Annotated in this window: 17 protein-coding genes and 1 pseudogene; 11 read left to right on the top strand and 7 right to left on the bottom strand. The window is 43.9% G+C overall.

Annotation, left to right across the window (positions count from 1 at the left end):
* Positions 1–147: 147 nt before the first annotated feature.
* From thiD to KAI36_RS22880, 5 genes are all read left to right on the top strand, one after another.
* Positions 148–957: a bifunctional hydroxymethylpyrimidine kinase/phosphomethylpyrimidine kinase gene (gene thiD / locus KAI36_RS22900; RefSeq protein ID WP_013312022.1), complete on the top strand. Its 810-nt coding sequence runs from the start codon at positions 148–150 to the stop codon at positions 955–957.
* A 237-nt stretch (positions 958–1,194) separates the two neighbouring features.
* Entirely contained in the window at positions 1,195–2,892 is a 1,698-nt protein-coding gene (locus KAI36_RS22895; RefSeq protein ID WP_220026106.1) for a M3 family oligoendopeptidase, read from the top strand.
* Between the two features lie 75 nt (positions 2,893–2,967).
* On the top strand, positions 2,968–3,291 hold the full coding sequence (locus KAI36_RS22890) for a hypothetical protein (RefSeq protein ID WP_220026105.1): 324 nt from the start codon (positions 2,968–2,970) through the stop codon (positions 3,289–3,291).
* Between the two features lie 36 nt (positions 3,292–3,327).
* Positions 3,328–3,501 carry a hypothetical protein gene (locus KAI36_RS22885; protein ID WP_220026104.1) on the top strand — a complete coding sequence of 58 codons (174 nt, stop codon included), beginning with the start codon at positions 3,328–3,330 and terminating at the stop codon, positions 3,499–3,501.
* Between the two features lie 361 nt (positions 3,502–3,862).
* Positions 3,863–4,540 (top strand): hypothetical protein, encoded by a 678-nt coding sequence (locus tag KAI36_RS22880; protein WP_220026103.1) that lies wholly within the window; start codon positions 3,863–3,865, stop codon positions 4,538–4,540.
* Between the two features lie 274 nt (positions 4,541–4,814).
* Here KAI36_RS22880 and KAI36_RS22875 read toward each other — a convergent pair whose 3' ends face one another.
* Positions 4,815–5,786, bottom strand: a complete 972-nt coding sequence (locus KAI36_RS22875) for a ring-cleaving dioxygenase (RefSeq protein ID WP_220026102.1) — start codon at positions 5,784–5,786, stop codon at positions 4,815–4,817.
* 250 nt (positions 5,787–6,036) lie between these two features.
* On the opposite strand from KAI36_RS22875, the gene KAI36_RS22870 reads away from it, so the two are divergent.
* A complete protein-coding gene (locus KAI36_RS22870; protein ID WP_220026101.1) occupies positions 6,037–6,567 on the top strand; it encodes a GNAT family N-acetyltransferase in 531 nt (176 codons plus the stop codon).
* Between the two features lie 218 nt (positions 6,568–6,785).
* Here the strand turns inward: KAI36_RS22870 and KAI36_RS22865 are convergent, their stop codons facing one another.
* Entirely contained in the window at positions 6,786–8,306 is a 1,521-nt protein-coding gene (locus KAI36_RS22865; RefSeq protein ID WP_220026100.1) for an MFS transporter, read from the bottom strand.
* Positions 8,303–8,500: a hypothetical protein gene (locus KAI36_RS22860; protein ID WP_220026099.1), complete on the bottom strand. Its 198-nt coding sequence runs from the start codon at positions 8,498–8,500 to the stop codon at positions 8,303–8,305. Before KAI36_RS22860 ends, KAI36_RS22865 begins: the two co-directional genes overlap by 4 nt.
* A 172-nt stretch (positions 8,501–8,672) precedes the next feature.
* Between KAI36_RS22860 and KAI36_RS22855 the strand changes: the two genes are divergently transcribed.
* Positions 8,673–9,140, top strand: coding sequence for an Lrp/AsnC family transcriptional regulator (locus tag KAI36_RS22855; protein ID WP_220026098.1), 468 nt, complete (start codon positions 8,673–8,675; stop codon positions 9,138–9,140).
* Positions 9,141–9,431: 291 nt separating this feature from the next.
* A pseudogene (locus KAI36_RS22850) lies at positions 9,432–9,737 on the top strand (IS5/IS1182 family transposase); the annotation flags it as partial.
* A 197-nt stretch (positions 9,738–9,934) separates the two neighbouring features.
* Here KAI36_RS22850 and KAI36_RS22845 read toward each other — a convergent pair.
* From KAI36_RS22845 to KAI36_RS22830, 4 genes are all read right to left on the bottom strand, one after another.
* Positions 9,935–12,478 (bottom strand): ABC transporter permease, encoded by a 2,544-nt coding sequence (locus tag KAI36_RS22845; protein ID WP_220026097.1) that lies wholly within the window; start codon positions 12,476–12,478, stop codon positions 9,935–9,937.
* A complete protein-coding gene (locus KAI36_RS22840; RefSeq protein ID WP_220026096.1) occupies positions 12,475–13,152 on the bottom strand; it encodes an ABC transporter ATP-binding protein in 678 nt (225 codons plus the stop codon). The genes KAI36_RS22845 and KAI36_RS22840 overlap by 4 nt, the downstream gene beginning before the upstream one ends.
* Before the next feature lie 108 nt (positions 13,153–13,260).
* Positions 13,261–14,178, bottom strand: a complete 918-nt coding sequence (locus KAI36_RS22835; RefSeq protein WP_220028192.1) for a sensor histidine kinase — start codon at positions 14,176–14,178, stop codon at positions 13,261–13,263.
* Positions 14,175–14,852, bottom strand: a complete 678-nt coding sequence (locus KAI36_RS22830) for a response regulator transcription factor (protein WP_220026095.1) — start codon at positions 14,850–14,852, stop codon at positions 14,175–14,177. Before KAI36_RS22830 ends, KAI36_RS22835 begins: the two co-directional genes overlap by 4 nt.
* Positions 14,853–15,181: 329 nt before the next feature.
* Here KAI36_RS22830 and KAI36_RS22825 point away from each other — a divergent pair, with 329 nt between their 5' ends.
* The 3 genes from KAI36_RS22825 to KAI36_RS22815 are packed head-to-tail and all read left to right on the top strand — an operon-like array spanning position 15,182 to position 17,827.
* Entirely contained in the window at positions 15,182–16,135 is a 954-nt protein-coding gene (locus KAI36_RS22825; RefSeq protein WP_220026094.1) for an ABC transporter permease, read from the top strand.
* Entirely contained in the window at positions 16,125–17,075 is a 951-nt protein-coding gene (locus KAI36_RS22820; protein WP_220026093.1) for an iron chelate uptake ABC transporter family permease subunit, read from the top strand. Before KAI36_RS22825 ends, KAI36_RS22820 begins: the two co-directional genes overlap by 11 nt.
* Complete coding sequence (locus KAI36_RS22815) at positions 17,069–17,827, top strand: iron ABC transporter ATP-binding protein (protein ID WP_039273792.1); 759 nt, start codon at positions 17,069–17,071, stop codon at positions 17,825–17,827. Before KAI36_RS22820 ends, KAI36_RS22815 begins: the two co-directional genes overlap by 7 nt.
* The last annotated feature ends 9 nt before the right edge of the window (positions 17,828–17,836 follow it).

Below are 17,836 nucleotides of genomic sequence, written 5' to 3'. Positions count from 1 at the left end.
CCCGTTTCAAAAGGGGATGTTCTCGTTTTTTAGCTACTGCTGTCGCTTATGACTTTTAGCATAGAGAGGACCGTTTTGCGCGTTGACAAGTTTCGCAAGCGGGATTAGGATAAATGCAGCACAGAAAGTGAAGGAGAGCATGAACAAATGACGATTCCCAAAACATTAACGATAGCCGGCTCCGACACAAGCGGTGGAGCGGGTATTCAGGCAGACCTGAAAACCTTTCAGGAGCTTGGCGTATATGGCATGACCGTATTAACAACCGTAGTAGCGATGGGTCCTAAAACCTGGGACCATCTTGTATATCCTGTTGCGTTGGATGTGGTAGAAGCGCAGCTGCGTACTGTATTGGAAGGTATCGGTTTTGATGCGATGAAAACAGGTATGCTTGGTTCCGTTGAAATTATCGAGCTGGTAGCCAGCCATTTGAAAAAGCATGATCTGAAGCGGATCGTAATTGACCCGGTCATGGTCTGCAAAGGCACGGATGAAGTGCTCCAGCCGGAAAATACAGAGGCGATGCTGGAATTATTGATTCCTGGCGCTGACCTGGTAACACCGAACTTGTTCGAGGCTTCGCAACTGGCGAAGAATGGACCGATCACGACACTGGAGCAGATGCAGGAAGCAGCTGCGATTATCCATGAGCGTGGAGCTAAGCATGTACTGATCAAGGACCGTGGCAAAATTCGCGCAGGTAAAGCGATGGATCTGCTATATGACGGAATCACTTTTGACTGGTTTGAAGCCGATGTTGTAAAAACAAACTTTACCCACGGTGCAGGCTGCACCACTTCGGCAGCGGTAACGGCTGGTTTGGCTCAAGGGCTGACTGTACGTGAAGCAGTGGATCAGGCCAAGAGATTCATTACACAGGCCATTGAAGGTAGCTTCAAGCTGAATGAATTCGTCGGTCCGACTTTGCATGCGGCACATCGTTTGCAAAATCAATAAAGCATAAAGGTCTGCGATCTTAGAAAGACTTATAAATCTCCATCAGGCTGAATATATATTAGATTGTTTTAGACCATGACTTTTTTGATATATAGAGTTAGATGAGGCTCAAGAGCCGTAATACATGGTATTGCGGCTCTTGAGGTTGTATTTTTTTGGAATTATAGCTTCCAGTTTGGTCTAATCGTACTGTATAATAGGCATCAGATTTATTACATTTAAGGAGGAACCGAAGCAATGACCTTATTCAGCCAAATGGCTTACAGCCGACCAGAGCAACCTGTAATTGAACAGCGGTTTAAAACGCTGTTGCAGCAGTTTCGTGAAGCGGCCAGCGTAGAACGTCAAAATGAAGTGATTCATGCGATTAACAAGCTGCGCAGTAACGTGGAAACGCAATTGCAATTGGTGGAAGTTCGGCACTCCATTAATACGGAGGACGCCTTTTACAAAGCGGAGCAAGAGTACGCTGATGATTTCATACCGGTTATTCAGGAGTATGTAACCGATTACTACCGGGCATTGGTGGATTCTCCATTCCGAACCGAGTTGGAGAGTCAATGGGGCAGCCAGCTTTTCAGTATTGCCGAGGTAGCACTCAAGTCGTTCCATCCGGATATTATTGAGGATTTGCAGCAGGAAAATAAGCTGACCTCGGAATATGCTCAATTGATTGCTTCAGCGAAGATCCCGTTCGAGGGAGAAGAACGCACATTGTCGCAGCTCCTGCCTTTTGAAATGGCTACCAACCGGGAGACGCGCAAACAGGCCTCCGAGGCTAAATATCAATTTATGAGTGAGCATGAGGACGAGCTGGACCGGATCTATGATGAACTGGTGAAGGTACGCACGCGCATGGCACACAAGCTGGGCTATGACAACTTCGTAGAATTGGGCTATGCTCGCTTGGGACGTACAGATTACAATGCCGAAATGGTAGCCAATTTCCGCGAGCAGGTGCTGAAGCACATCGTTCCTCTGGCAACCAAGCTGAAGGAACGCCAGCGCGAACGGATCGGAGTAGATCAGCTTCGCTATTATGACGAGGGCTTCAACTTCCTGTCAGGCAATCCTACGCCTAAAGGTGACCCGGAGTGGATCATTCGCAATGGAGCACGTATGTATGAGGAACTTTCAGCGGAAACACATGAATTTTTCAGCTTTATGATTGAACGTGGATTGATGGATTTGATCAGCAAAAAAGGCAAGCAAAGCGGAGGTTATTGTACATTTTTGAGCGAATATGGCACGCCGTTTATTTTCTCCAATTTCAATGGTACATCCGGGGATATCGACGTATTGACGCATGAAGCAGGTCATGCCTTCCAGGTCTATGAAAGCCGACATTTTGAAATTCCTGAGTATCATTGGCCAACCATGGAGGCGGCTGAGATCCACTCTATGAGCATGGAGTTTTTCGCATGGCCTTGGATGAATCTATTCTTCGAGGAAGATACGGACAAATATCACTTTGAACATCTATCCTCATCGTTGCTGTTCGTGCCTTACGGCGTAGCCGTGGACGAATTCCAGCATGCCGTATACGAACATCCAGACTGGACCCCATCCGAACGTAAAAGCGCATGGCGCTCCATTGAACGTAAGTATAAACCGCATCTGGATTATGAAGGCAACGAGTATCTGGAGCAGGGCGGGTTTTGGCACAAACAGGGTCATATTTTTCAATCCCCGTTCTACTATATTGACTATACACTCGCGCAACTGTGCGCGTTCCAATTCTGGAAACGCATGAGTATCGACCGGGCAGCTGCGTGGGAAGATTATTTGAAGCTATGCCGTGCCGGGGGAAGTCGATCCTTTACCGGATTGGTTGAGCTGGCTGGACTAATCTCGCCGTTCCAAGATGGCTGTATCGCCTCTGTAATCGGAGAAATCGAAGCATGGCTGAACAGTGTGGATGATAAAAAGCTATAAGCATAACTAAAAAGGGCATTTCGCTTACCTGTCAAAGCTAAAAGCTTGCAGATCGCGGAATGCCCCTTTGTGTAAATGGTCAATAAGTATGCGAGAACTCTTGAAGAAGCTGGCTATGCGTTTGCTAAGAATGAAAAAGAGAATCGAGCCTTTGTAGATCACGACATTGTAGCCTTTCGTGCGCTGCTGGACTTCCTGAATCATGGCATTGAGTATCAGAGCGCCATAAATGCTGTTGTGGAGCAGTGGGCGAATTCCGGGGTTGGTGACCAGGTAAATGGTGTGCTGGAGGAAGTGCCCAAGCTCAAGAACGTGCAGATCAGCAGCTCATGGAAATTGCGGGGCTGTTTCGCGGCTGAGCTGCACGGCAAGCGCAAACGATTTTTTGGGTTATTCTAAATTAACCATGAATTGATGCAGAAGGGAAAGTTATCCGTGGGGAGTCATTTTAGCGACGAAGAAATGCCGGCAGAACAGGCGAAAATCAAAGGAATCGAGAGAAAAGCAGAGATCAGCTGGATGGCCAAATCTCTGCTTTTTCTCATTGGTCCACGGAAGGCTAGACATATGCAAAAAATGCTGGATTTTATACATATGCCATCTAGGTAATGTGATAGCACTGTATTGGGTGATGTAATTATATAAATCAGTCCAAGCGAGCTGGAACACTCGAGGTCTCCGATCCCGTGTTAAATCATTTACGCCTTTTCTTTATTAAATATATAGCCAGATATCCTACTGCTACTATTCCTGCGCTTAAAAAGCAAACTAGTAAACCATTTAGTTCTACTTTTCCAGTAAGTATAAATATAGTCAAGATTCCAGTAAAAAATCCAATGAATAAGATTTTTGAAAAGTTTTTCAAAATTGACAACTCCTTCTAAAAAATATGTACCCAAAATAGCTTATATATGGTACTCTATATATTGTTATTACAATTATATCATATTATTGGGAAGAAAGTGGTAAAATGAAGAAATTTGTATCGACTTTGATGGCATCAGTTATGTTAATGCTTGTTATCGGCAGTACAGCAGCACTGGCAGCAGCAACGCCAAATGCAGTACAGAGAGAATCAACCTCTGAACTCAGCCAAGAATTGATTAACAAAGCAAATCCCTACATAAAACTACAGTCACAAACATTCACTTTAAGTGAAGAGGCTTCAAAAAATTTAACTGAAGATGAACTTGGACTTGTTAATAAAGCTTTAGATTCGGCAAATAATCAAGCGAAGAATATCTCAGGTGAAGTAACAGTTACTACAACGGATAGTAACAGTTTAAAGGTAGTACCTACTAATAAATTCTCTACAGCTTCGATTAACACTTCCTCTTATTGGGATTATGAATTATTTTGGTGGGGATACCGTATCTATTTTTCTCATCAATTAATAAATGATATCAAATCAAAAGCCCTTTACGCTGGGGGAATTGGTGCAATATCCGGATCAACTCTTACCGGTATTCTTTCGTCTTTGGGTCTACCAGGCTGGATTGGAGGTATTGTTGTAGGGATATTTTTAGTTAAAGGTGCAAGCATTGTTTATGCGGATAATGGCAGAGGGGTTTATTTTGATGCATTTTGGGCTGGTGACCCTGCTAGCCAAGCAGTAAACTTCGTTACAGCTAAAGTGTATGGTGCTTGATGTTAAGTAAAGCGCGATAAACAAAGAAAGCTTCAGGCCTTCATCGGTCTGAAGCTTTCTTTGTTTCATTTATCGGCTCATTTTGAAATTTGAGGCCAGATAGTCCAGGAGATCCGGGAGATCCGGGAGATGGTAGAATGTGTTCGATCTGCTCTGTCATTCCGGCTGGTCGTGCCATGCACAATAAACGGTCACAATTCATGAGATAAATAACATGAAATAAAAATATTTATGGGGCGAATTGACCATACCTGATCGTATCTTTAAACTTCAATTACTGTTTGGTATTAAGCGGTTTGAGATTGGCTTCAATAGAGGCACGGCGCGATTCCAAAAATGGCGGTAACGCCAGCGATTCACCCAGAAACTCCAGTTCTTCATCCGTATCAAAGCCGGGCCCATCGGTTGCCAATTCAAACAGAATGCCGTTCGGCTCACGGAAATACAATGAACGGAAGTAAAAGCGATCTACAAAGCCTGAGTTGGAAATTTGCAGCTGCCCAATACGGTCTACCCACTGTTTGAGCTCTTCCTCAGTTTCAACACGGAAGGCTACGTGATGCACACTGCCGCGTCCTGGTCGTTCTTGTGGCAGATCGTTGCGCTCTTCCAGATGCACTTCAGTTCCTGTACCGCCTTCACCCGTTTCATAGATGACCACATCCGGTTGTCCGGTAACTGGGGAAGGGTAAGAGCCTTTTTTGCGGAAGCCCATAACCTGTTCAAGAATGAGAATGGTATTCTCCGCTTTAGGAATGGTCAGATGAACCGGCCCAAGTCCTACAATGCCGTACTCGGCAGGGACAGGGCTTTTCTCCCAAGGCGTGCCGCCGCGCACTCCGTGATCATGCTCATCTGAAACGAGGAAGAAGCGTTGCCCTTCAAAATCCTCAAACGAAAGTGCCAGGCGTCCTGCTTGATCCGTAATTTCACCATGTTTTACATCCAGCTGTTCGAAGCGGTTTTTCCAGTAATCCAGTGCCTTGTCGTTCGGTACCCGTAGGGAGAGTGCTGAAATGCTGTTATTTCCTGTACGAGTTTGTCCCGCATGTGGAATTTCAAAGAAAGTGACTTCCGTACCCGCAGTTCCACGCTCATCTCCGTAAAAAAGGTGATACACACTAACATCATCTTGGTTCACCGTTTTCTTGATCAGCCGAAGTCCCATTACCTGAGTATAAAAATCAACATTTTTAGCCGCTGCCGCAGTAATCGCCGAAACGTGATGCAATCCTAATAGTTTCATGTCATTATCCTCCTTGGTTTTTATATGATTAGGTTTTTCTAAACAAAATAAACAGTCGAAAAACTTTCCTTTATATTTATTATCTTGATATTAAGATATATTATTTTTGGTTGTTTGTCAACTTAAATTACGGTCTTGCTTCAAAGACGGACAAAACTAGAAATTCGAAATAGTGCAAAAGCAGATACAATAAAGCCCAATATAGCCCAATATAGATAGAATGAATTTTATTATAAAAGGAGTGTACTAAATGTATACGGATAAGGATTTAACGATTAGGCCTGTTACAGAAGAAGACCTGCCGGCTCTTTGGTCGTTAACTTTTAAAGAAGAAGCACCGGAATGGAAGCAGTGGGATGCACCCTACTATGAACATAAGTCACTTTCTTTTGATGATTATTTAAAAGATAAAGACAAGCGAATCGGACAAGATGACTTTTGGATCATTGAAGTGGAAGGCAAGATCATTGGATCGGTTAGCTACTATTGGGAGCATCAGCCTTCCCAATGGCTTGAAATGGGGATTGGTATCTATGATTCGCGGTATTGGAGCGGTGGGTATGGTAAGAGGGCGCTTCGACTGTGGATCACGCATTTGTTTAATACATTACCTCTAGTAAGAGTGGGCTTTACAACCTGGTCAGGAAACCATCGGATGATGAAGGTTGGGGAGAAGCTGGGCATGACCCTCGAAGCCAGGCTTCGAAAGTGTAGATATTATAATGGAGAGTATTATGACTCGATCCGAATGGGGCTTTTACGGGAAGAGTGGGAACTGTAGATATTCATATAAAGTACCTTTCTAAGCATAAAAAGATGACCTCTGAATTGATCGAGGCCACTGAAAAACTGTTGATTTAAATTTTAGGGGTACAAATATGTCTCCCTGAACGCGAAACGAGCCTTAGAAGCGATTCTAGAGGCTCGTTTTTCTTTGGATATTCTCTTACTCTCAACAATGGGGACTTTTTCAGTACCTCGATATCCCCGGGATTGTCTTTATGCTCTCTTAGGTCCAAAAATCATAAAACTGATCGCGGCTAGAACCCAGACACCAATACCGCCGTAGAGCATTATCAAGCCAAAGCCGTGCACAAGCGCCGCATGGACGACGGCTCCAGACGCATCCAGAGAGGAGAGTTCTGGCAAACTCTGCCTGAGAGATACAGTGTTTCCGGCGGCTACTTTTTCGGCTACAGACCGCAATTGCACTGCACTGAGAGTCCCGGAAAGGGCACTCTTCAAATAAGACAAAATACCTACCTGCAAGATGAATCCCATCACAGCGATATTGATGGCTAGACTGATCAATCTGGCACTCATATCTATACCGGAAGCCATGCCTGCACGGGCACTTGGAACAGAGCCGGTGGTCGTGTTGGTCACAGGCGTATTCGTTAAGCCAAGCCCAATACCAGCCAACAAGGAGCCAGGGAGCATGGTCAACCAACTGGCGTGATCGCTGCCGCTGCCATATTTCATCAAAATGAAGCCCATACCGAGGATGAACAGACCTGATGGAATGACTATGCGCGGCTGATAGCGGAGCGAAAAACGCTCTGCTAGAGGTGGAATTACCAAGGTGGGCAGCGCATAAGCCAAGAGAGACAGCCCGGCGGCTACGATGCCGTAACCCAGGCCACTCTGGAAATAGATCGGCAGATAGATCATGAACGGCCAGAAACTGAAGTTCATGCCGATGGAGCCAAGGAGAGCGCCGGAGAAATTACGTATCTTGAATACGGAAAAGTCAAACATCGGATGGGCGCTGAGCTTTTCCGCAAACAGAAAAATAATGAAACTTATTGCTACTGCAACAAGGATGCTGATGGATGCTCTGCTGGTAAAGCCGAGTTCCGGCCCTTGCGTGATAAAGTATGCAAGGCCAAAAACTGTCAATGAAAGCGTGACGATGCCGATAATGTCCAGCTTTTTCACCTGCGGATCTCTGGACTCCTCTATGCCACCAAAAACAAGAATCAAAGCGAGGATGGTCAACGGAACGTGGACCAGGAAAACCCAATGCCAGTTCAACACGGCCACGATTATGCCGCCGATGATAGGTCCAAAACCGAGGCCGATACCGAACACAATCCCCCATATGCCAAAGGCTTTGCTGCGTTCTTGTCCTTCCTGAAACCGATGTGAAAGAATTGCTATCTGGCAAATCTGCATCGCACCAGCACCCACCCCTTGAAGAAACCGACTGATGATCAGAACCGATGTGCTTTGCGCCAAGCCACAAATCAAGGATGTAATACCGAACAAGACGAGGCTGATAATAAAAATACGCCTCCTTCCATACCGGTCAGCCAGCGTTCCAACAGCCATCAGAACTGTGGCACATGCAATGGTATAAGCGTTCATAATCCATTGCATATCCTTAAGATCGCCATGCAATACTTTCTCCAGAGTTGGCAGTATCACTGGCACACTGGAAATTTCGAGGCCGAACATCAATGCGGACAAACATATAGCAGCCAATGCAATTATATTTTTGCGGGAGAGGGAGAGGCTCACTGAGAGGTCCCTCCAGACTTTTGTTCACGGTCTGGACATCCGGCAGCGCAACTATAATATTGCGCCTCATTAAGCGTAACTCGTATACCAACACCAACCAGCCTTTTTTCGTCAATTGTACGATCAATAGCCTCTTCAATATGTACTTCTAAATCTGCTACTGTTCCTACCTTATTAAAAACGTATTTGCTCAAGGGCAGCCATCCTTTCTATCTTTTCATGTTTGGTTCACCTTATCGATATGAGTTTTATTATATAATCTAAATCATTCATTTTACATAACGCAATCAATCCATTATGATGATTATACAAAGTAATTAAATGAATTTCTCATAAAAACGTTAAATTTAAAGGAGGGAATTCAAAGTGGACCATGTAGACAAACAAATCCTCTTTTATCTTCAAAGTCAGGCGAGAATTTCAATGACGGAGCTAGGGAAATGCGTGGGTTTATCCCAACCTGCTGTAACAGAACGAGTTAAACGAATGGAAGAAAAAGGGGTTATCAAGGAGTATCGCACTATCATCTCTCCTGAAAAAATAGGAAAGGATACGGTAGCCTATATATTGTTTCGGACTAGAGATTGCCATGCATTTCTTGATTTTGTTCATACATCTCCACATGTTGCCGAGTGCCACCGTATAAGCGGAGAACACAGTTATTTATTAAAAGTAGTGACCAGCTCGACGCGCACCCTCGAAGAGTTTAGCAACCATTGCGATAAGTATGGAACCTACACGAGCCTGCTTGTCATGTCGTCACCGATCGATCATAGACTTCTCATTCATTCTCTGGAAGAAGCAAGTGGAGCTGCTCATTCAGAAAAAGATTAAGGATGAAAAAAAGACAACCCCGGATATCCCGAGGCCACTGAAAAAGTCCTAAACTCTAAAGCGAGACAGTTCCTCCATAACAGAGGTTACTGTCTCGCTTTTTCGGTATAATTAAAATATCCAAATAAAGGCGGGTGGTTCCGGTGCTTCCGAAACAGCAAAGCATGGTCCTAAGTCCATATATTGAACTATACAATCTGTTGATTCCCAAAGACCATCTGTTACGGAAGAATGGACGAATTGGTGGACTTTTAGCTTTATTTATGAGGAACTGAACGAAACCTATTGTCACGACAAGACGAGTTCGAGTTTAACAAAGATGCGGAAATGTACGTATGCAAAGCTGGACATCTGGTGATCCGCAGAGCGCGTGAAGGCAAAAAAGTTTAAAAAGCCATGAGCATTTGAAGAAGCTACGTTTCAAGAAAGCGAAAGCTTAAAGCCAAGGCCAAAGAACGATACAAAATTGAGGCGAAGAATAGTAAACTGAAGCACAGACACGGGTATGATGTAGCGTCCTCCTCGGGTCTGATAGGTATGGAAATCCAGGGGGCTATGGCGATATTCACTGTCAATTTAAAACGAATATTGAAACTGAGGAGTAAGCAAGGGCCACATGAGGCGGAGAGCAAGAGAAAAGACGACAGTTCATTCTGTGAATTCAGAATAAACCGTCGTCTTTTTGATTCGTGTTCTTGTTTTTTTCACGAAAGGCTGGTTTTTCGGTGGCCTCGAATTGATCAGGAGTCATCTTTTTATTATTCACACTGGTATTATGGATTTTCTCGGTAAATCTACTCTGATTCTCGAAGCCGCTCCACAATACTTTGTTTGTCGTTCATAGAATAGACCGCTACTGGAATAAGTATCCCAAGCAATAACAGTAAAGGCAATAAGGCTACAAGTGGCCAGATTATAAAGTGATAGCTCAAAAGCCATAGTAAGTTGCAAAAAGGTTTCACAATCAAAATAGAAAATAGGACTGCCAATAGAGTAGAGGTTAGGCTAGTAGCCCAAACATAATATAACCCTTCATAAATCAGCATTCCCCGCAGTTGTTTTTTAGTCATCCCTATGCTCTGCAGCATAGCAAATTCATTGCGTCGGGTCAGTATGCTGGTTAAAATCGCATTTATAAAATTTAAAATACCAATTAGGCCAATAATCAAGCTAAGTAGGCCGCCGATCATTATAATAGTAGTTTGCATACCTGATAAAGCGTCCCTAGATGTGATTTTGGATTCGTAGTTCATCATCGGTTCGATGGTTTCAGTGTAGCGCTTCAAAAAGTTCTGCATGGACGCTTCCTGAGATGAGGATACATTAAAGGCATAACTCATTACAGCGGGCTGTTTTACAAGTGACTTGTATATATCCGCAGGGAGGTAGAAGTTATAGCCAGTATAAAGGCGATTCGAATTGGTAGATTTGATACCCACATGGCCAAGCACTGTAAACTTATGCGTTATATACTCTCTATCCAGTGGAGCATCTGCTGTTCCCACATAACTATGCAGAGTAACGTTTTCTCCCACTTTATGATGAATGCTTTCCATGTAAGGCTTGTCGTTGTCGTTCAGTTCGACTCCCTCCAGGATATACTTACCAGAAGCCAGTTTCTTAAGATCAAGCTCACCATCAATTAATTGCAGCCGATGTAGTGGTAAATCTTCCAGTCCATACACTTCTACAAGGAAGTTGCCGCGAGCGTCAGTGTTTTGGGTATTATCTATAATTCCTTTTGTATTCTCAGCAGTGAGAACTGTTAGATCACCGTACAATCGGCCGCCTTCTTCAAAGCCCGGTTGTGCCTGTACAGCCTTAATAAAACTTTCAGTGGTCTCATTTTCATGGCCGCTGAAGCTGCTGGGAACCTGGAAATATTCAGCATGAGCAATGAGAAAATCGGTATCATTAAATTTGGATAAAAATTTATCCATATCAAAGCTCTGAGATAGTGTGAATACTGTATTCAGAAGAACCAAACTTAAAGAAAGACTCATAACCACTAAAACGGTGCGTTTTTTATTGCGTCCCAAATTGGAACGGGCCATGAGGTGGATTTTTGCACCTCCGGTTGATTTTTTCAGCTTACCATTGCTCTTATTTACTCCACCTGTATATCTGACTGCTTCTACTGGCGATACGGATGACGCAACTCTGCCGGGTTTGAAAGTGCTAATCATTACGGTAATGAGAGCGAACAGAGCAGATCCGACAAAAATCCATGGGTTAGGGGATACCGATATCTCGGTACCGTTAAACACACTCATATTTATGATAAAAGGCACGAGCGATTTACCAATAAAAAAACCTGCTATCAATCCGATCGGGATTCCAAGCGCTGATAGAATCAGCGCTTGTCTGCGAATAATCCGGCGGATCTGCTTGCCGCTTGTACCGATCGTCTTTATGAGACCGTAAAAACGGATATCTCGCATCACTGATATTTGGAAAATGTTGTATATAATCAAATAACCGGTAAACATGATCAGTAACAGGGCAGAAGTTAACGCTATGATTGTCTCTGTATCCAAACTAAAATTGGTCGAGATGTATGACCAATTTACATTATTCGCGATATAGTTCGGTGCCTCTTCGTCAAGCGAATACCCGCTTTCGGTAATCACTTTACTGAGCTTTCCCTGCAAATCAAGGCTGTTGTCGAACATCATATATGCACTAATGGTTCCTGTATAGAAGTGATCCTTTTTATAGTTGCTTTGTAATTCCTGAGCATGAGCATCGACATAGGCTTTAGAAGCGAATATTTGTCCTACATTAACCACAGGATCGCTTTTCCACCAGCCGGATAGGATAAAATTACGCTGTACTTCTTTACCTCGTATGTCAAGCTTTAGCCTCAAAGGTGCTCCAACCTCCAGTGGAACACCCAATAGCTGCAACGTCTTGGAGTCTGCGATCACTTCATTTTCCGCCGCAGGCTTGTGCCCCTCTTTAAGCTCAATAAAACCAAGCTTCATCCCTACATCATCGTAATACCAGAACTCTGTGTGGCGTTTTAGAAATTTATCGTTCATAACTCCGTCGCTTAATATACGGTTATAAGCTATTTCCTTGATCAACGGATGATCCTTGACATGACTAAATTCGTCATCCGTTATATATTTAAGTACGGCATGTCCATCTCCACCGACCTGTCGCATGGTCGCCCGTTGTAAGTTTTCCCCAGCGCCAATCCCCATAGTGAACAGTGTTGTAAATAGCAATGAGGTTAGTGCTATGGCAACAATAGCAAAGAGGTTACGGGCTTTGTTTACTTTGAAGCTCTTATCTGCCAGCTTGCGGATTACTTTTTTGTTCTTTACCTTGATCATTTGCCTTCACCGCCGACCATTTTACCGTCCTCAATACGGATGATCCGGTCTGCCATTTGCGCAATTTCCTCGTTGTGGGTAATCATCACTATCGTTTGGCGGAACTGCTGGCTGGATACTTTGATCAATCCCATCACATCCAAACTGGTTTTACTGTCCAGGTTTCCGGTGGGTTCATCTGCCAAGATAATGGCGGGCTTGGCTGCCAGTGCTCTGGCGATAGCTACACGTTGCTGTTGTCCACCGGAAAGATTGTTTGGCAGGTTATTCAACTTTTGGTCAAGACCCAAGGTATGTACAATTTTATCTATGTGGGTTTTGTCTGGCTCTTTACCATCCAGTTCAATAGGAAGCACAATATTCTCGTAGACATTTAAAACGGGCACCAGGTTGTAATTTTGAAAAACAAAGCCAATCTTTCGTCTGCGAAAAATAGTCAATTCTTCGTCCTTCAGTGTAAAAATATCCTTGCCGTCAATCGTAACGTTTCCACTGGTTGGACGATCAAGTCCACCCAGCATATGGAGAAGGGTAGATTTGCCGCTCCCGGACGTACCGACAATGGCCACAAACTCTCCGCTTTCCACCTCCAGGTTCACACCGTCTAAAGCATGAACAGTATGATCCCCGTTACCATAATACTTTTTCAACTCCTGTGTTTTTAATAGAGCCATATACGTTCTCCTTCACAAAAAAATGTCTGGATCGTAGTCATCTACAGTACAGACACTAACACACTAATCTTTCTACAATCTTTCTGAAATCTAACGGTATTGAAAGAATTAAGTATCCATAGAAAGGAAAATAGAAAAGGTGGAGCCACTGCCGTAGCGTGACCGTACCTTGATGTAACCACCCTCCGCAGCGATGATTTCTCTAGCCAAGAACAGTCCAATACCTACACCCTCCTGCGAGTTAACAGTGGGGGAGCGATAGAAGCGGGTAAAGATCTTCCCTTGTTCATTTTCTGCAATCCCTATGCCGTTGTCGGTAATATCAATTCGGCAAAACAAATCGTATGCCATTACTTTTATATTCATGCTTCCGCCTGTCTCTGTATATTTTATGGCGTTATCCATAATGTTATAGACAGCTTCACTCGTCCACTTTAGGTCAAAATAAGCATGGATAACTGTGTCCTTCATAAGAACTGAAATCCCTTTGGCATCTGCTTTTGGCATAATTTGCTCCAGTGCAGCACCAAGGAGCTTTTGAACAGATTCCCGCCTCGGCGATACCGTGATAATCCCCGTTTCAAGTTGTGATGTTTTCAACAATGCCTGGATCAGGAAGTTAAGCTTTTCAGCCTGTGCAGATAGTGCTTTCACACAAGTGGAGGTATCCTGAGATAGTTCGTATTCGCTAAGTAGTTGGGAATAAAGCAGGATGTTGGCCAATGGTGTTTTCGTTTGGTGTGAAATATCGGAAATCAGCTCATTTATTTTATTCTTTTCGGCAAGCAGATTTTTGGAGGACACGGAACAAATGGAAAGAAACTTCGCAAATTTAGCTTCTATTGCAGAGAGAACGGATTCATCAAAGACATCCTCCGAGAAGCTGCCATTTATCGCGGCATCCAGCATGTTCTCAATAGTTTTCATTGTTTTATAGATGCTCCTGCGATAAAGCATAATAGCACACACAGCGGTGCATATAGCAACAACGGCAATTCCAATACATATATAGAGGAGTGTTGTCATTTCAACGCCCATGTGTAGCCCAGCCCGTAAACCGTTTTAATATATTGTGGGGAAGAAGGATGATCCTCAAGCTTGTCACGTAGCCTTTTTATCGTAACTGACAAGGCATTTTCACCTACATATTCAGCCCCGTCAGTCCAGATGCTATCTATCAAATGATCGCGCGAAACGGTGTTGCCTCGATTATTGACTAGGATACGCAACAACTTTTGCTCAGTTTTACTTAGTTCAATAGGTGTACCCTTCTTAATAAATTCCATTCTCTCGAATGAAAAAGAAAAATTGTCTAGCTGAATGGAGTCTGCAAGCGAGTATCTAGATTTCTTTAGCTGAACGCCAACTCTTGCTCTCAGTACCATAAGACTGAAAGGTTTGGTGATATAATCGTCAGCACCCAGCTCAAAACCAGTGACGACATCTGTTTCCATATCATTCGCAGTCAGAACAATGACTGGTAAAGCTTTTGTTTTACGTATATGGGTTAAAAGGTCGAGTCCACTTCCATCCGGTAAATTTACATCAAGAATCACTAGGCCAAAGGCAGTAACGTTCAAATGTTCTTTTGCAGTAGCTATGTCATACGTTTGCGTAAATACGTTGTTAGGTTCTTTAAGAGCAAGAACAATACCGTTACTCAAGGCGATATCGTCCTCGATGATTAATATGTGATTCATCATTCTCCTCCTATTTTTTTACTAACCAAAGTCAATGAACTCGGTTTCCAGAACTGCTCACCATAAACATAAAAAAGGGCTCCCCAAACTCTCTATTTCCAGTTTACCGGATTTTACTCTTATTTGCTCCCTGGTTTGTCCAGGTGGGATGTCGAGAAAGTTCTCAGCAGCTTTTTTGTCCTGCTTTAAAATCTCATCACAATGACAGATACGGTATGACTGATATAATTTATGCTAGTTGATTTTGATAATCATTATCATTCTCGGAGGGGAGGACAGGGCCGAAGCTTGGTACAGGTTGTTGGAGAACAGGCTCCCTTGGTTAGAACATGAAATTGCGTTATTTAATACTGGCTTTTCTGGTACTGGCCTTCGCCTCGGTTTTTATTGGTGTTCATGATGTAACTCCACTTGATGTGTTCCACTTAACCAACGATCAGGCGCAGGTACTCCTGATTAGCAGATTCCCACGATTGATCAGTATCATTATCGCAGGGGCGAGTATGAGTATCTGTGGGCTCATTATGCAGCAGCTTACCCGGAACCGATTTGTATCTCCCACCACTGCAGGGACGATGGATGCGGCACGATTGGGTGTACTGATGGCTATTATGGTGTTTGGAGCGGCGGGATTTTGGACGAAGATGCTGACGGCTTTCGGATTTGCTCTAGGGGGAACACTGATTTTCATGAAAATACTGGATAGAATCCGTTTCAAGGACCCGGTATTTATCCCGCTTGTTGGTTTGATGTTTGGAGGCATTTTAAATTCGGTAACGACCTTTTTTGCTTACAAATACAATCTGATCCAGGGCATTTCTTCGTGGATGCAAGGGGATTTTTCTCTAATCATGAGTGGTCGCTACGAGATGCTATATCTTAGTGTTCCTTTGGTTGCGTTGGCGTACATATATGCGAATCGTTTTACAATTGCAGGCATGGGTGAGGATTTTGCGGCCAACTTGGGTGTACATTACAAGCGCACCGTCAATGTCGGTTTGGTGATCGTGGCTTTGGTTTCCTCTGTTGTCATCTTAACGGTCGGGACGATTCCCTTTTTGGGGCTGGTTGTACCCAATCTAGTCAGCATGTATATGGGGGATAATCTAAAAAAAAGCCTGGCCCATACAGCGATCTTGGGCGCCGTCTTTGTGCTGTTTTGCGATATTTTGGGACGGGTGATCATTTATCCGTATGAAATTTCTGTAGGGCTTACGGTTGGTGTGATCGGGAGCGCGTTGTTTTTGTATTTGCTGCTGAGGAGAAGGGCTTATGAATCCTAAATTAAAAATCGGAATATTAGCCGCTGCCGCGCTTGTGTTGATTGCTGCTTTCGTGTTTATAGATCTTCCGCATACCTGGCATTATGCGCTGCCACGACGATTGAAAAAGATCGCAGCCTTCATTCTGACAGGTGGCTCCATTGCTTTTGCAACAGTTATTTTCCAGACGGTTACGAATAATAAGATTTTGACTCCGGGTATTATCGGTCTGGATTCACTGTATATGCTGATTCAGACGACGATTATTTTTGCATTTGGTTCCGTACCCTTCATTTCGACCAGCAAAGAATTGAACTTTTTGCTGTCGGTGGGGCTGATGGTGCTGTTCGCAGGACTGCTATACAAATTAATTTTCCGCAAAGACGGACGCGGTATTTATGTACTTTTGCTGATCGGTCTGGTGTTCGGCACACTATTCAACAGTCTATCTACCTTTATGGAGGTACTGATTGACCCGAACGAATTTGCGAAAATCCAAGACAAGAGCTTTGCCAGCTTCAGTAATGTAAACACCGAACTACTGTGGCTTTCTATATTCATTCTTGTGCTCGTATTTGCTTATGCGTGGAGATTCATCAAGTATCTGGACGTGCTGTCGCTCGGACGGGAGCATGCGATTAACCTGGGTCTTCCTTATGGTTTTATCATTAAAAGGCTGCTGGTAATCGTAGCGATTCTCATTTCCATTTCTACAGCGCTTGTCGGGCCGATTACGTTTCTCGGATTAATTGTGGCCAATGTGGCTTATCAGGTGATGAAAACCTATCAGCATCGTTATATTATTCCGGCCTCCATCTGTGTCAGTGTCATCGCGTTGGCAGGGTGCCAACTGCTGGCAGAAAGAGTATTCGACTTATCAACAACGGTCAGCGTCATTATTAACTTTATCGGGGGGGTGTACTTCCTGTATCTTTTGCTGCGGGAGAATAAATCATGGTAGAAGTCAAAAACGTATCCAAACGCTACGGGAATAAAAATGTGGTGGATCAGGTATCCGTCACTGTACCTAAAGGTACGATTACCTCCTTTATTGGACCTAATGGCGCTGGAAAAAGCACCTTGTTGTCGATGATCAGTCGCCTGACTGACAGTGATGAGGGAGAAATCCTCATTGACGGGCAGGCCGTGAGTCTGACGAAAAGTGAGGAACTAGCCCGGAAGATATCTATTTTAAAACAGACGAACGATGTCAATATCCGCTTAACCGTGAAGGAGCTGGTTAGCTTCGGCCGTTTTCCGTATTCCAAGGGCAGATTGAACAGCGAGGATCGCAAAATGGTGGAGCAGTCTATGGCCTACATGGGACTGGAGGATATGAAAGATAAGCATATTGACTTGCTCAGTGGGGGACAGCGACAGCGGGCTTTTATTGCCATGATTTTGGCTCAGGACACAGAATACATCCTGCTGGATGAGCCGCTGAACAATCTGGATATGAAGCATTCGGTTCAGATTATGAAGACGTTGCGCGGTTTGGTGGATGATCTTGGCAAAACGATTCTGGTCGTGCTGCACGACATTAATTTTGCATCCTGCTATTCAGACTATATTGTAGGGATGAAGGATGGCAGGTTGCTAAAACAAGGAACGGCTGACGAGATGATTGATAGTCAGGTATTAAAGGATTTGTACGATATGGATATTCCGATTCAACAGATCGGTGACCATAAAATTTGCGTTTATTTCACTTAGGGGGAATGT

The sequence above is a fragment of the Paenibacillus sp. S02 genome (assembly GCF_019454065.1).
GTDB lineage: Bacteria > Bacillota > Bacilli > Paenibacillales > Paenibacillaceae > Paenibacillus > Paenibacillus polymyxa_B.
Note: the sequence above shows the minus strand (reverse complement) of the source record. Positions and strands in the feature narration are given on the sequence as shown.